At 72.4% G+C, this 12,959-nt stretch carries 15 protein-coding genes; 10 read left to right on the top strand and 5 right to left on the bottom strand.

Going from position 1 to position 12,959, the window contains the following annotated elements; translation table 11 throughout:
• Positions 1-223 precede the first annotated feature (223 nt).
• The 4 genes from ybaK to MTQ10_RS20150 all read right to left on the bottom strand — a co-directional run bounded on the left by ybaK (position 224) and on the right by MTQ10_RS20150 (position 4,203).
• Positions 224-721: a Cys-tRNA(Pro) deacylase gene (gene ybaK, locus MTQ10_RS20165; RefSeq protein ID WP_247470106.1), complete on the bottom strand. Its 498-nt coding sequence runs from the start codon at positions 719-721 to the stop codon at positions 224-226.
• A 20-nt stretch (positions 722-741) separates the two neighbouring features.
• Positions 742-1,482, bottom strand: a complete 741-nt coding sequence (locus MTQ10_RS20160; protein WP_247470105.1) for an LON peptidase substrate-binding domain-containing protein — start codon at positions 1,480-1,482, stop codon at positions 742-744.
• An 11-nt stretch (positions 1,483-1,493) separates the two neighbouring features.
• Entirely contained in the window at positions 1,494-2,507 is a 1,014-nt protein-coding gene (locus tag MTQ10_RS20155) for a hypothetical protein (RefSeq protein ID WP_374117649.1), read from the bottom strand.
• Positions 2,508-2,625: 118 nt separating this feature from the next.
• Entirely contained in the window at positions 2,626-4,203 is a 1,578-nt protein-coding gene (locus MTQ10_RS20150; RefSeq protein ID WP_247470102.1) for an oxidoreductase, read from the bottom strand.
• Between the two features lie 183 nt (positions 4,204-4,386).
• Here MTQ10_RS20150 and hisD point away from each other — a divergent pair, with 183 nt between their 5' ends.
• Genes hisD through hisF form a run of 8 tightly spaced genes read left to right on the top strand, consistent with a single transcriptional unit; the run spans position 4,387 to position 10,111 of the window.
• Positions 4,387-5,712 (top strand): histidinol dehydrogenase, encoded by a 1,326-nt coding sequence (gene hisD, locus MTQ10_RS20145; protein WP_247470100.1) that lies wholly within the window; start codon positions 4,387-4,389, stop codon positions 5,710-5,712.
• On the top strand, positions 5,709-6,818 hold the full coding sequence (locus MTQ10_RS20140; protein ID WP_247470099.1) for a histidinol-phosphate transaminase: 1,110 nt from the start codon (positions 5,709-5,711) through the stop codon (positions 6,816-6,818). The genes hisD and MTQ10_RS20140 overlap by 4 nt, the downstream gene beginning before the upstream one ends.
• A complete protein-coding gene (gene hisB / locus MTQ10_RS20135) occupies positions 6,815-7,408 on the top strand; it encodes an imidazoleglycerol-phosphate dehydratase HisB (RefSeq protein WP_247470096.1) in 594 nt (197 codons plus the stop codon). Before MTQ10_RS20140 ends, hisB begins: the two co-directional genes overlap by 4 nt.
• Before the next feature lie 3 nt (positions 7,409-7,411).
• Positions 7,412-7,576 carry a hypothetical protein gene (locus MTQ10_RS20130; protein ID WP_247470094.1) on the top strand — a complete coding sequence of 55 codons (165 nt, stop codon included), beginning with the start codon at positions 7,412-7,414 and terminating at the stop codon, positions 7,574-7,576.
• Complete coding sequence (gene hisH, locus MTQ10_RS20125) at positions 7,576-8,217, top strand: imidazole glycerol phosphate synthase subunit HisH (RefSeq protein WP_247470092.1); 642 nt, start codon at positions 7,576-7,578, stop codon at positions 8,215-8,217. Before MTQ10_RS20130 ends, hisH begins: the two co-directional genes overlap by 1 nt.
• Positions 8,214-8,939 carry a bifunctional 1-(5-phosphoribosyl)-5-((5-phosphoribosylamino)methylideneamino)imidazole-4-carboxamide isomerase/phosphoribosylanthranilate isomerase PriA gene (gene priA, locus MTQ10_RS20120; protein ID WP_247470090.1) on the top strand — a complete coding sequence of 242 codons (726 nt, stop codon included), beginning with the start codon at positions 8,214-8,216 and terminating at the stop codon, positions 8,937-8,939. The genes hisH and priA overlap by 4 nt, the downstream gene beginning before the upstream one ends.
• Positions 8,936-9,340 carry a RidA family protein gene (locus MTQ10_RS20115; RefSeq protein WP_247470088.1) on the top strand — a complete coding sequence of 135 codons (405 nt, stop codon included), beginning with the start codon at positions 8,936-8,938 and terminating at the stop codon, positions 9,338-9,340. The genes priA and MTQ10_RS20115 overlap by 4 nt, the downstream gene beginning before the upstream one ends.
• 15 nt (positions 9,341-9,355) lie before the next feature.
• Positions 9,356-10,111: an imidazole glycerol phosphate synthase subunit HisF gene (gene hisF / locus MTQ10_RS20110; RefSeq protein ID WP_247470086.1), complete on the top strand. Its 756-nt coding sequence runs from the start codon at positions 9,356-9,358 to the stop codon at positions 10,109-10,111.
• Between the two features lie 60 nt (positions 10,112-10,171).
• On the opposite strand, the gene MTQ10_RS20105 is transcribed toward hisF, so the two are convergent.
• Entirely contained in the window at positions 10,172-10,807 is a 636-nt protein-coding gene (locus MTQ10_RS20105) for a TIGR03085 family metal-binding protein (protein ID WP_247470084.1), read from the bottom strand.
• A 122-nt stretch (positions 10,808-10,929) separates the two neighbouring features.
• Between MTQ10_RS20105 and hisI the strand changes: the two genes are divergently transcribed.
• Together hisI and MTQ10_RS20095 are read left to right on the top strand one after the other, a co-directional pair.
• Positions 10,930-11,340 (top strand): phosphoribosyl-AMP cyclohydrolase, encoded by a 411-nt coding sequence (gene hisI / locus MTQ10_RS20100; protein ID WP_374117647.1) that lies wholly within the window; start codon positions 10,930-10,932, stop codon positions 11,338-11,340.
• An 11-nt stretch (positions 11,341-11,351) separates the two neighbouring features.
• Positions 11,352-12,845, top strand: a complete 1,494-nt coding sequence (locus MTQ10_RS20095; RefSeq protein ID WP_247470073.1) for an anthranilate synthase component I — start codon at positions 11,352-11,354, stop codon at positions 12,843-12,845.
• Positions 12,846-12,959 lie beyond the last annotated feature (114 nt).

Genomic DNA, 12,959 nt, shown 5'->3' with positions numbered 1-12,959 from the left:
CGGGGGCGCGCCGGGGGGTGTCCGTCCTCGGTGCGACGCTCTGTCTCGTAAATCCGCACCCGGGGTTTGCGCCGCACGCTGCGGGCGGGCACCCCCCGGCACACCCCCTCCCCGCCATCGGCGGCTCTCCCTTGTCACCGGCCCGCGGGGCGAACACGACGGCCCGGCCACAAGCAGGGGCGCGGGGAACTGCGCGGAAGGGCGTCGCCGGCGCGTCGGTGGGTCAGGGGCGGGCGATGGGGGAGAGGTGGGCTGCTGTGAGCTTGGCCAGGTCTGTGGGGGAGAGTTCGACCTCCAGGCCCCGGCGGCCGGCCGAGACACAGATCGTCGCGTGGGACATCGCGGACGCGTCCAGCACCGTCGGCAGCTTCTTGCGCTGGCCCAGCGGGGAGATGCCGCCCCGGACGTATCCGGTGGTGCGCTCCGCCAGGACGGGGTCGGCCATCGCGGCCCGCTTGCCGCCGACCGCCGCCGCGAGGGCCTTCAGGTCCAGCGACCCCGCGACCGGCACGACGGCGACCGTCAGCGCCCCGTCCACGTCGGCGACGAGGGTCTTGAAGACCCGCTCGGGGGAGACCCCCATCGCCTCGGCGGCCTCCTCGCCGTAGGAGGGGTGGCCGGGGTCGTGGTCGTAGGAGTGGACTGTGTGCGGCACTCCCGCCGCCGCGAGCGCGACCGTCGCCGGCGTGCCCCCGGACTGCTTCTTCTGCTTCTTCGCCATCGGATGCCGTTCCCGGTGCCTCAGTTCAGACTCGTCGTGCCCTGCGTCAGCTCGAACGCGGGCAGCGAGGGCAGACTACGGATGATCGCCGTCTCGGTGCGCAGCAGTCTCAGTTCGTCCCGCAGCCGCGACGCCGTGTCCGGCGCCTGCAGCAGCCGCTGCTTGGTCGGGGTGTCCAGCACCGTCGCGGCGGCGATCAGGTAGGAGACGACGGACGGCTCGTCGGGCAGTTCGGCCGCGCCGGCCAGGGACCGTTCCCGGGCGCCGGCGAGCCGCTTCTGGTACTGGCGGAACGCCCGCAGCGCGCTCTCGGCGAGGGTGGCCGCGTCGTCGCCCGGCTGTTCCTCCAGGGGCTCCAGCTCCCCGACCAGGTAGGGCCCGCTCGCGTCCACGGACAGCAGCCGGACGCGTGTGGTGCCGGTGGCGAGGACCTCGAACGTGCCGTCGGCCCGCTCCCGTACGGTCGCCGCGTCGGCCACGCAGCCCACGGTGTGGAAGGCCCGCAGCGGGTCGGGCCCGAACCCGGCGGCGGGCCCGCGCTCGGGCAGCGCGGTGGGGTCGGGCATCCCGGGCTCGCTCGGCGCGACCTCGTGCCCGTCGCGGATCGCCACGACGGCGAACCGGCGCGGAGCGTCCTCGGGGGTCTTCAGCAGCGCGCGCATCATGGCGCGATAGCGCTCCTCGAAGACGTTGAGAGGGAGCACGAGCCCCGGGAACAGCACCGTGTTCAGGGGGAAGAGGGGCAGCCGGACGGTGGTCACGACGCAGAAGCCTAATGGCCGAGAGCGCGTGGGGTTCCGCCGCGCCCCCTGTGCGGGGTTTCCACCCTCAGGGCCTCCCGCAGTGCTCCCCGTACGCGAAGGAAGTGTCCCAGCGGGTCGTCGGACATCCGTTCCCAGGGGAAGGAGGTGGCGTACGCGCCGGTCAGCCGCATCTGTTCCCAGGCCTCGGCGGGCCGGGCCAGCCGCAGCAGGACGTAGGCGAGCAGGTTGCGGATCTGTGCGGGCCACGGGTCGTCGGCGGGCAGCCGGGCGGACAGGGCGACGGCGCGGTCGGCCGCCGCGTCGAGCCGTGCCCTCGGCACATCGGTGCCGGAGCTGTCGGTGAGGCAGCCGAGGGCGGCGCGTGCGGGCAGTGCCTGGAGGAGGGCGTCGGCGGGGGCGTCCTGCGCGGCGCGTTCGGCGAAGTCGAGGCATTCGCGGTGGGCGCCGCGCCAGGACGCGGCGAGATAGCGGAGGGCGGCCACATGGCAGCCGTAGTGATGCGGGGCCCGTCGTACGGCCGCCTCCCACAGCTCCTCGAAGTAGCGGTGCCCGGCACGGGCGCCGCGCGCGTGGTCCAGGGCGAGCCGCCAGGGCACCGGGTCGTGGTGGTCGCCGCCCGCGGCGGCCGTGATCAGCGGGCTGACCTGGCGCAGCAGTTCGGCACGGGCGGGGGAGTCCCAGGCGCGGTCCACGGCGAGCTGCGCGCCGACGAGCAGCAGACCCGGGTCGTCGGGCGTCTCGGCCGTCCAGGCGCGGAAGAAGTCGGGGCGGCAGCGGGCGAAGACGGCGAGGCGGCGTACGTACCGGTCGCGGTGCTCCCATTCGGCGTGCTCGGCGGTGGCGGCGAGCAGCGCGGCGGCGGGGGTGTGATCGCCGCGTGCGGCGGCGACGAGCACCGGCGCGAGCCGGGCGTCGGGGGCGTCGAGCACCACGTCACCGTCGGCCACGGCGGACGGCGCGGCCGGCGTCGCCGGCCGCCTCGGGCGCAGAAACCGCAGGTGCAGAGCCATGGTGTCGACCATTGAAAAGCCGCAGGTCGGGCGTGCGCCAGAGGCTTCGGCCAAGTCGTGGAAAGTTGTACGACCCAGGGTCAAGGGAGGGTAAAACCTGCCGAACCACCCAGACGGGGCGCCCCCCGTCTCAGCTCCGCCGCAGCAGCCGCGTGGCCCCCGCCGCCACCGTCGTCGCCAGCACCCAGCCCAGCATGATCATCACCACCGCCAGCCACTGCCACCCGCCGCGCAGCTGCCACTGCCCCGCCTGCCCGAGGTCGATGACCGGCAACAGCAGGTCCAGCGCGAACACCGCCGGGTTCCACACCGGATGCTCGTCCGGCTTGACCGGCGGATGCTGGGCGTGCGCGAACGCCCACGTCCCGGCCGCCCACAGCACCGCCATCCACACCGCGGCCCGCCCCGGCCGGTAGCCGTAGGCGACGGTGACGTCCTGCGCGTACCCCCACAGTTTCGCGGCGAGCGGCAGCGTCTCGCGGCGCCGCCGATGTTTGGCGAGCAGCACCTCACGGGCGTCCTCGTCCTCGCCCGCCGCCCGCAGCACCGCCGCGAGCCGCTCGTACGGTTCCGGGTTGTACTCGGCGGTCGCCGCCGCCACCCACTCCAGCCGCGCCTCCAGCGGGAACGGCCCCTGCGGCACCAGGTTCTCGTACGCGAAACCCCCCATGTGCAGACTGCCCGGCCCCGGCCAGGCGGCGGCCCGGTCGACCAGATTGACCACCCGCGCCCCCGACAGCACCACCCGGCCGCGCAGCAAACGCTCCCCGAGGAAACGCAGCTCGGGCGTCTGCACGCGGCGCAGCGACACCTCCTGCTCGTCGGTGAGCGCGAACACGGCCTGCTCGAAGTCGACGGCGTCCCCGAACCGACCGTCGTCCAGCCGCACCCCGCCCCGGCACTCGAACCGCTGGATGCGTGTGCCCTGCGCGGGCGTGGTCCCGCTGACCGCCTGGCGGCCCACACCGGCCGGCGTCAGATACAGGGTGCGTTCGACGCTGAGCCGGGGCGCGTTCAGCGCGAGCCGCCCCGTCGGGTTGGCGAGCCGCGCCCCGCGCAGGCTCAGCGACACGCCGACGGTGGCGCTGCGCAGACTCACCTCGCCGTGCGCCTGGAGCATCTCCGCCTGGAGGTCCTGCCCGACCGTCATGCCGTCGGCGGCGATGGCCCGCCCGCCCCGGTCACGGTGGACGACCGCCTGGTTGAGCATCAGGTCGGTGCCGATGTGCGCGTCCGTGAGCCGGATGCCGCCCGGGAACCGGCAGCGCGGCAGGTGCAGATCACCCTCGGTGCGCACCCGGGCCGCCTCCAGCCGGGGCACCGCGCAGTCCACCAGTCGTACGGTCGTGAAGTGCGCCTCCGGCAGCCGCAGCTCCCGCTCGAACCGGCAGCCGCGCATCTCCACGTACGGCCGGACGCTCCCGCCCGCCAGATCCAGGGTGCCGCTGATCAGCACCCCGGCCAGCTTCAGCGAGGACACCCGACCGGGCAGGGCGGGCGGGCCGTCCAGCAGCAGCCAGGCCACGATCCGCGCCCGCACGGTCCGCTCGGGACCCCACGGGTGCCCGCCGTGCGGATCGTCGAGCACCGGGTTCCCGGCGCTCAGGTCGTACAGGCTGCCGTTGCGGAAGGCCTGCCACATGCCGGCCTCCGTCGCGGTCAGGTCGTCGGGCAGGTCCCCGGCGTGCAGGCCGGCCCCCTCGGTCACGGTGCGTCCCTCGCTCTCCTCCGTCGCTCCGTCCTCAGCCGCTCGTCGTACAGCTGTTCATGCCCGCTGAGTGACGGGTGGAACACCAGGGGTGAAGGTGAACTTCCGCAGCCCGTCCGAGACGTGTATCAGCCACTGATACGGCGGAACGCCCGCCGCCGCGGGTCTGAGAGAATTGAGACCGTGATCTCCCGAATCGATCTGCGCGGCGACGCCCTCCCCGAGGGCCCCGCCCTTCGCGACCTGCTGCCCCGAGCCGACTTCGACGTTCAGACCGCCCTCGAGAAGGTGCGTCCGATCTGCGAGGCCGTGCATCATCGCGGCGACGCGGCACTGATCGACTTCGCGGAGAAATTCGACGGAGTCACGCTGGAGCAGGTCAGGGTCCCGGCCGAGGCCGTCGCCAAGGCCCTCGACGAGCTGGACCCGGCCGTGCGCGCGGCCCTGGAGGAGTCCATCCGCCGCGCCCGCCTCGTCCACCGCGAACAGCGCCGCACCACCCACACCACCCAGGTCGTGCCCGGCGGCACCGTGACCGAGAAGTGGGTTCCCGTCGAACGCGTCGGGCTGTACGCGCCCGGCGGACGCTCGGTGTACCCGTCCTCCGTCGTGATGAACGTCGTACCCGCCCAGGAGGCCGGTGTCGGCTCCATCGCCCTCGCCTCGCCCGCCCAGGCCGAGTTCGGCGGCCTGCCGCACCCGACGATCCTCGCCGCCTGCGCCCTCCTAGGCGTCGACGAGGTGTACGCCGCCGGAGGCGCCACCGCCGTCGCGATGTTCGCGTACGGCACCGAGTCCTGCCCGCCCGCCGACATGGTCACCGGCCCCGGCAACATCTGGGTCGCCGCCGCCAAGCGCTACTTCACCGGCAAGATCGGCATCGACGCCGAGGCCGGCCCGACCGAGATCGCGATCCTCGCGGACGCGACCGCCGACCCGGTGCACGTCGCCTCCGACCTGATCAGCCAGGCCGAGCACGACCCGCTGGCCGCCGCCGTCCTCGTCACCGACTCCGTCGAGCTGGCCGACGCCGTCGAGCGCGAGCTGGAGCCCCAGGTCGCCGCGACCAAGCACATCGACGACCGGATCGTGCCCGCCCTCAAGGGCAAGCAGTCCGCGATCGTCCTCGTCGACGGCGTCGAGGAGGGCCTGCGTGTCGTCGACGCCTACGGCGCCGAGCACCTGGAGATCCAGACCGCCGACGCCGCCGCCGTCGCCGACCGTGTCAAGAACGCCGGCGCGATCTTCATCGGCCCGTGGGCGCCGGTCTCCCTCGGCGACTACGCCGCCGGCTCCAACCACGTCCTGCCCACCGGCGGCTGCGCCTGCCACTCCTCCGGCCTGTCCGTGCAGTCCTTCCTGCGCGGCATCCACATCGTCGACTACACCCGCGACGCGCTCGCCGAGGTCGCCCACCACGTGGTGACCCTGGCGGAGGCCGAGGACCTGCCCGCGCACGGCGCGGCGATCAAGGCGAGGTTCGACTGGAAGGTGCCGGAGAGCAAGTGAACATCCGGATCGACGATCTCCCCGTACGGGACGAGCTGCGCGGCAAGTCCCCCTACGGCGCGCCCCAGCTGGACGTCCCCGTACGGCTGAACACGAACGAGAACCCCTACCCCCTGCCCGAGCCCCTCGTCGAACGCATCGCCGAACGCGTCCGTGAGGCGGCCCGCCACCTCAACCGCTACCCCGACCGGGACGCCGTCGAGCTGCGCACCAGGCTCGCCGAGTACCTCACCCGCACCGGCGGCCACCGGGTCGGCCTCGCGAACGTGTGGGCCGCCAACGGCTCCAACGAGGTCATCCAGCAGCTCCTGCAGACCTTCGGCGGCCCCGGACGCACCGCGATCGGTTTCGAACCGTCGTACTCGATGCACGCGCTCATCGCGCGCGGCACCGGCACCGGCTGGATCTCCGGCCCCCGCAACGACGACTTCACCATCGACCTCGCCGCCGCCGAGAAGGCGATCGCCGAGAACCAGCCCGACGTCGTCTTCATCACCACCCCCAACAACCCCACGGGCACCGCCGTCCCGCCCGAGACGGTCGTCGCCCTGTACGACGCCGCGCAGGCGGCCAAGCCGTCCGTCGTGATCGCCGACGAGGCCTACATCGAGTTCAGCCACGGCCACTCGCTGCTGCCGCTCCTCGAAGGCCGCCCCCACCTGGTGATCTCCCGCACCATGTCGAAGGCGTTCGGCGCGGCGGGCCTGCGCCTCGGCTATCTCGCCGCGCACCCGGCCGTCGTCGACGCCGTCCAGCTCGTACGGCTGCCGTACCACCTGTCGGCGATCACCCAGGCGACCGCGCTGGCCGCCCTGGAGCACACCGACACCCTGCTCGGCTACGTCGAGCAGCTGAAGACCGAACGGGACCGGCTCGTCACCGAACTGCGCGCCCTCGGCTACGAGGTGACCCCCTCCGACGCCAACTTCGTGCAGTTCGGACGGTTCGACGACGCCCACGAGGCCTGGCAGAAGATCCTCGACCGGGGCGTCCTGGTCCGGGACAACGGCGTGCCCGGCCGCCTCAGGGTCACCGCCGGCACCCCGGAGGAGAACGACGCGTTCCTCGACGCGGTCCGTGAACTGAAGAAGGAGCAGCCCGTATGAACCGCGTGGGACGCATAGAGCGCACGACCAAGGAGACCTCGGTCCTCGTCGAGATCGACCTCGACGGCACCGGGAGGACCGACATCGCCACCGGCGTCGGCTTCTACGACCACATGCTCGACCAGCTCGGCCGGCACGGCCTGTTCGACCTGACCGTGAAGACCGACGGCGACCTGCACATCGACTCCCACCACACCATCGAGGACACCGCCCTCGCGCTCGGCGCCGCCTTCAAGCAGGCCCTCGGCGACAAGGTGGGCATCTACCGCTTCGGCAACTGCACGGTCCCGCTGGACGAGTCCCTCGCCCAGGTCACCGTCGACCTCTCCGGCCGCCCCTACCTCGTGCACACCGAGCCCGAGAACATGGCGCCGATGATCGGCGAGTACGACACGACCATGACCCGGCACATCCTGGAGTCGTTCGTCGCGCAGGCCCAGATCGCCCTGCACGTGCACGTGCCGTACGGGCGCAACGCCCACCACATCGTGGAGTGCCAGTTCAAGGCACTCGCCCGGGCCCTGCGCTACGCCTCCGAGCGCGACCCGCGCGCCGCCGGCATCCTCCCCTCCACGAAGGGCGCCCTGTAGAGCATGAACGGACTGTCCACGCTCCTGATCGTCGTCGGCCTGTTCCTCGTCGGCGGCATCATCTCCTTCGTCAAACAGCAGATGCCCCGCAGCCTGATCGTGCTGCTGTCCATCGGCGCGGCCATGTGCCTCGTCGCGGGCGTGCTGCGGCTGGAGGTGTGGAACTGATGAGCACCCCGAAGAAGGTCGTCGTCTTCGACTACGGCTTCGGCAACGTCCGCTCCGCCGAGCGTGCCGTCGCCCGCGTCGGCGCCGACGTCGAGATCACCCGCGACTTCGACACCGCCATGAACGCCGACGGGCTGCTCGTGCCGGGCGTCGGCGCGTTCGCCGCCTGCATGCAGGGCCTGAAGGAGGCCCGCGGCGACTGGATCATCGACCGCAGGCTCTCCGGCGGACGCCCCGTGATGGGCATCTGCGTCGGCATGCAGATCCTCTTCGCCCGCGGCATCGAACACGGCGTCGAGACCGAGGGCCTCGACGAGTGGCCCGGCACGGTCGGGCCGCTCGAGGCCGACATCGTCCCCCACATGGGCTGGAACACCGTCGACGCCCCCGCGGACTCCGAACTCTTCGCCGGCCTGGACGCGGACGCCCGCTTCTACTTCGTGCACTCCTACGCCGTCCACGACTGGGCGCTTCAGACGCACAACCCGGCGATGACCGCGCCCAAGGTCACCTGGGCCACCCACGGCAAGCCGTTCGTGGCCGCCGTGGAGAACGGCGCCCTGTGGGCCACGCAGTTCCACCCCGAGAAATCCGGCGACGCCGGAGCCCAGCTCCTCACCAACTGGATCGGAACACTGTGAGCAAGCTCGAACTCCTCCCTGCCGTGGACGTCCGGGACGGTCAGGCCGTCCGCCTGGTGCACGGCGAGTCCGGCACGGAGACCTCCTACGGCTCCCCCCTGGAGGCCGCCCTCGCGTGGCAGCGCTCCGGCGCCGAGTGGCTCCACCTCGTCGACCTCGACGCCGCCTTCGGCACCGGCGACAACCGTGAACTGATCACCGAGGTCACCAAGGCCATGGACATCAAGGTGGAGCTGTCCGGCGGCATCCGCGACGACGACACCCTCGCCGCCGCCCTCGCCACCGGCTGCACCCGCGTCAACCTCGGCACCGCCGCCCTGGAGACCCCCGACTGGGTCGCCAAGGTCATCGCCGAGCACGGCGACAGGATCGCCGTCGGCCTCGACGTACGCGGCACCACCCTGCGCGGACGCGGCTGGACCCGCGACGGCGGCGACCTGTACGAGACGCTGGAGCGCCTCAACCGGGAGGGCTGCGCCCGCTACGTCGTCACCGACATCGCCAAGGACGGCACCCTCCAGGGCCCCAACCTGGAGCTGCTGAAGAACGTGTGCGCGGCCACCGACCGCCCGGTCGTGGCCTCCGGCGGCGTCTCCTCCCTGGACGACCTGCGCGCCATCGCCGGTCTGGTGCCGCTCGGTGTCGAGGGTGCCATCGTCGGGAAGGCCCTGTACGCGAAGGCGTTCACCCTGGAAGAGGCCTTGGAGGCTGTGTCGTCATGACGTCCGATGCCGTACGGCGCGTGCAGAGCGGAAATCCCTGGGAAGAGACGTTCGGTTTCGCGCGCGCCGTCGCGGCGGGCGACCGTGTGCTGGTGGCCGGCACGACCGCCTTCAAGGGCGATGTGCTGTACGGGGAGGGCGACCCGTACGAACAGGCCAAGGTGGCCTACACCGGCGCACTGAAGGCGATCGCCGAGTTCGGTCTGGGACCGGACTCGGTGATCAGGACCAGGACGTACCTCACGCACGCGCGTGACGTCGACGCGGTGGGCCGTGCCCACAAGGAGCTGTTCGACTCCGTCCGCCCGGTCGCGACCGTGCTGGTCGTGGAGGGGTTCGTCGACCCGCGCATCCTGGTCTCGGTGGAACTCGAGGCGTATGCGAACGCCCAGAAGGTGTAGAGGAGCCGTGGATTCATGACCCTGGCGGTCCGAGTCATCCCCTGCCTGGACGTGGACAACGGCCGGGTCGTCAAGGGTGTCAACTTCCAGAACCTGCGCGACGCGGGCGATCCCGTCGAGATGGCCAAGGTGTACGACGCCGAAGGCGCCGACGAGCTGACGTTCCTGGACATCACCGCCTCGTCGGGCAACCGCGAGACCACGTACGACGTGGTCCGCCGCACCGCCGAACAGGTGTTCATCCCGTTGACCGTCGGCGGCGGCGTCCGCACCGCCGACGACGTGGACAGGCTGCTGCGCGCCGGAGCCGACAAAGTCGGCGTCAACACGGCCGCGATCGCCCGCCCCGACCTGATCCGTGAGATCGCCGAACGCTTCGGCCGGCAGGTGCTGGTCCTGTCCGTGGACGCCCGCCGCACCGAATCGGGCTCCTTCGAGGTGACCACCCACGGCGGCCGGCGCGGCACCGGCATCGACGCCGTCGAGTGGGCCCACCGCGCGGCCGAGCTGGGCGCCGGCGAGATCCTGCTGAACTCGATGGACGCCGACGGCACCAAGGACGGCTACGACCTGGAGATGATCGCCGCAGTCCGCAAGCACGTCACCGTCCCCGTCATCGCCTCCGGCGGTGCCGGCAGGCTCGCCGACTTCCCGCCCGCCATCGAGGCCGGCGCCGACGCCGTCCTCGCCGCGTCCGTGTTCCACTTCGGGGACCTGCGCATCGGCGAGGTCAAGCAGACCCTCAGGGAGGCGGGCCACCGCGTCCGCTGAGGACGCCGGCCGCGCGCCCGGGCCGGGGGAGGGACGCCACCACCCGTCACGCGACGGGCGCTAGATACCGAGCGCCTTCGCCTCGTGCAACCGGGTGATGGCCTCCTCCTCACCGTCCAGCTCCACCTTCGCGGCGCTCTGCCGGCCGTACAGGAACAGCAGCAGCTCCGACGGCTCCCCGGTCACCGTGACGACCGGGGTGCCGCGGTGCGCGACCGCCGTCTGACCGTCCGGGCGCCTCAGCACCAGCCCCGTGGGCGCACTGCGGCCCATCAGCCGCGCCGTGCGCTCCAGCCGCGACCACAGCGCGTCCTGGAACACCGTGTCCAGCGCCCGCGGCGCCCAGTCCTCCTGCGCCCGGCGCACGTCCTCGGTGTGGACGTAGAACTCGATCGTGTTCGACGCCTCGTCGAGCTGCTTCAGCTGGAACGGCGAGAACCGCGGCGGACCCGTACGGATCAGCTGGATCAGCTCCTCGTACGGCTTCGCGGTGAACTCCTCCATCACCTTCTCCAGCCGCGGCGCGAGCTGCTTGAGCAGCAGCCCCCCGGCCGCGTCGGGCCGGCGCTCACGCACCACCACGTGCGCGGCGAGATCACGCGTCCGCCACCCCTCGCACAGCGTCGGGGCGTCCGGACCCGCGGTTTCCAAGAGATCGGCGAGCAACAGCCGTTCACGCTTGGCAAAGGTCGACATGGAGTCAGCCTACGACCGCACACCCGCACCCCGCAGGGCCGCACGGCCGGCCCGGCGCGCACCGGCCGTCCCGGGTCCGGCCTGTGGACAGCGCGCCCGCCCGGCCCGTCCCGCGCGGCACAATGGCACCCATGACCACCAGCACGCCCCGCCGGCCCAGCCGACTGGACCCCGAGATCGCCGCGCGCCTCAAGCGCAGCGCGGACGGACTCCTCCCCGCCATCGCACAGCAGTACGACACCAAAGAGGTGCTGATGCTGGGCTGGATGGACGACGAGGCGCTGCATCGCACCCTGACCACCGGCCGCTGCACCTACTGGTCCCGCAGCCGCCAGGAGTACTGGGTCAAGGGCGACACCTCCGGCCACTACCAGTGGGTGAAGTCCGTCGCCCTCGACTGCGACGCCGACACCCTGCTCGTCCAGGTCGACCAGGTCGGCGCCGCCTGCCACACCGGCGCGCGCACCTGCTTCGACGCCGACGTCCTGCTGAAGGACGACGGCGATTCCGGCCCGGCCGCCACGGATCAGTAAGGTCAGCCGCCATGGACCTCGAGACGTTCCGCAAGCTGGCCACCGACCGCCGCGTCATTCCGGTCACCCGCAAGCTCCTCGCCGACGGGGACACCCCGGTCGGGCTCTACCGCAAGCTCGCCGCCGAACGCCCCGGCACCTTCCTGCTGGAGTCCGCGGAGAACGGCCGCTCCTGGTCCCGGTACTCCTTCGTCGGCGTCCGCTCCGCCGCCACCCTCACCACCCGCGACGGACAGGCCCACTGGCAGGGCACCCCGCCCGTCGGCGTCCCCACCGACGGCGACCCGCTCACCGCCCTGCGCGCCACCCTGCGGGCCCTGCACACCCCCCACCAGGAGGGCCTGCCGCCCTTCACCGGCGGCATGGTCGGCTACCTCGGCTACGACATCGTCCGCCGCCTGGAGAAGATCGGCCCCGGCGAGCACGACGAGCTGAAGCTGCCCGAGCTGACCATGCTGCTCACCAGCGACCTCGCCGTCATGGACCACTGGGAGGGCTCGGTCCTGCTGATCGCCAACGCGATCAACCACAACGACCTCGACACCGGCGTCGACGACGCGTACGCCGACGCCGTCGCCCGCCTCGACGCGATGGAGGCCGACCTCTCCCGGCCCGTGCCGCAGCCCCCGGCCGTGCTTCCGCCGTCCGAGCTGCCCGAATACACCGCCCGCTGGGGCGGCCCCGACTTCCAGCGGGCCGTCGAGGACATCAAGGAACGCATCCGGGCCGGCGAGGCCTTCCAGGTGGTGCCCTCCCAGCGGTTCGAGACGCCCTGCACGGCGAGCGCCCTGGACGTCTACCGGGTCCTGCGCGCCACCAACCCCTCGCCGTACATGTACCTCTTCCGTTTCGACGGGTTCGACGTCGTCGGCTCCTCGCCCGAGGCGCTGGTCAAGGTCGAGGACGGCCGCGCCATGGTCCACCCCATCGCCGGCACCCGCCCGCGCGGCGCCACCCCGCAGCAGGACCAGGCCCTCGCCGACGAACTCCTCGCCGACCCCAAGGAACGCGCCGAGCACCTCATGCTCGTCGACCTCGGCCGCAACGACCTCGGCCGGGTCTGCGAGCCCGGCACGGTCGAGGTCGTCGACTTCATGTCCATCGAGCGGTACTCGCACGTCATGCACATCGTCTCCACGGTCACCGGCACGGTCGCCGACGGCCGCACCGCGCTCGACGTGCTCACCGCCTGCTTTCCCGCGGGCACCCTCTCCGGCGCGCCCAAGCCCCGCGCGATGCAGATCATCGACGAACTCGAACCCTCCCGCCGCGGCCTGTACGGCGGCTGCGTCGGCTACCTCGACTTCGCCGGCGACTCCGACACCGCCATCGCCATCCGCACCGCCCTCCTGCGCGACGGCACCGCCTACGTCCAGGCCGGCGCCGGTATCGTCGCCGACTCCGACCCGGTCTCCGAGGACACCGAGTGCCGCAACAAGGCGGCGGCCGTGCTGCGCGCCGTGCACACCGCCAACCGGCTCGGCACCCTGCCCGACAGCCGGTGACGCGGGCCCCCGACGGCCCTCCGTGCGGCAGTGGGGCGCGGATCACGTGAACCCCGGGTGACGCGATGCCCGGGGTTCGGGCGATAGTGGAGTACGTGACCGCTGTACCTCACC

The organism is Streptomyces sp. XM83C (assembly GCF_023072675.1).
Classification (GTDB): domain Bacteria; phylum Actinomycetota; class Actinomycetes; order Streptomycetales; family Streptomycetaceae; genus Streptomyces; species Streptomyces thermocoprophilus.
Note: the sequence above shows the minus strand (reverse complement) of the source record. Positions and strands in the feature narration are given on the sequence as shown.

What these genes read in the sequence shown, in the direction of transcription:
- MTQ10_RS20105 (WP_247470084.1), bottom strand. Translation starts at nt 10,807, where the DNA reads ATGTCGACCTTTGCCAAGCGTGAACGGCTGTTGCTCGCCGATCTCTTG.
- hisH (WP_247470092.1), top strand. Translation starts at nt 7,576, where the DNA reads ATGAGCACCCCGAAGAAGGTCGTCGTCTTCGACTACGGCTTCGGCAAC.
- MTQ10_RS20095 (WP_247470073.1), top strand. Translation starts at nt 11,352, where the DNA reads ATGGACCTCGAGACGTTCCGCAAGCTGGCCACCGACCGCCGCGTCATT.
- MTQ10_RS20155 (WP_374117649.1), bottom strand. Translation starts at nt 2,507, where the DNA reads ATGGTCGACACCATGGCTCTGCACCTGCGGTTTCTGCGCCCGAGGCGG.
- MTQ10_RS20130 (WP_247470094.1), top strand. Translation starts at nt 7,412, where the DNA reads ATGAACGGACTGTCCACGCTCCTGATCGTCGTCGGCCTGTTCCTCGTC.
- hisI (WP_374117647.1), top strand. Translation starts at nt 10,930, where the DNA reads ATGGCACCCATGACCACCAGCACGCCCCGCCGGCCCAGCCGACTGGAC.
- ybaK (WP_247470106.1), bottom strand. Translation starts at nt 721, where the DNA reads ATGGCGAAGAAGCAGAAGAAGCAGTCCGGGGGCACGCCGGCGACGGTC.
- hisF (WP_247470086.1), top strand. Translation starts at nt 9,356, where the DNA reads ATGACCCTGGCGGTCCGAGTCATCCCCTGCCTGGACGTGGACAACGGC.
- hisB (WP_247470096.1), top strand. Translation starts at nt 6,815, where the DNA reads ATGAACCGCGTGGGACGCATAGAGCGCACGACCAAGGAGACCTCGGTC.
- MTQ10_RS20115 (WP_247470088.1), top strand. Translation starts at nt 8,936, where the DNA reads ATGACGTCCGATGCCGTACGGCGCGTGCAGAGCGGAAATCCCTGGGAA.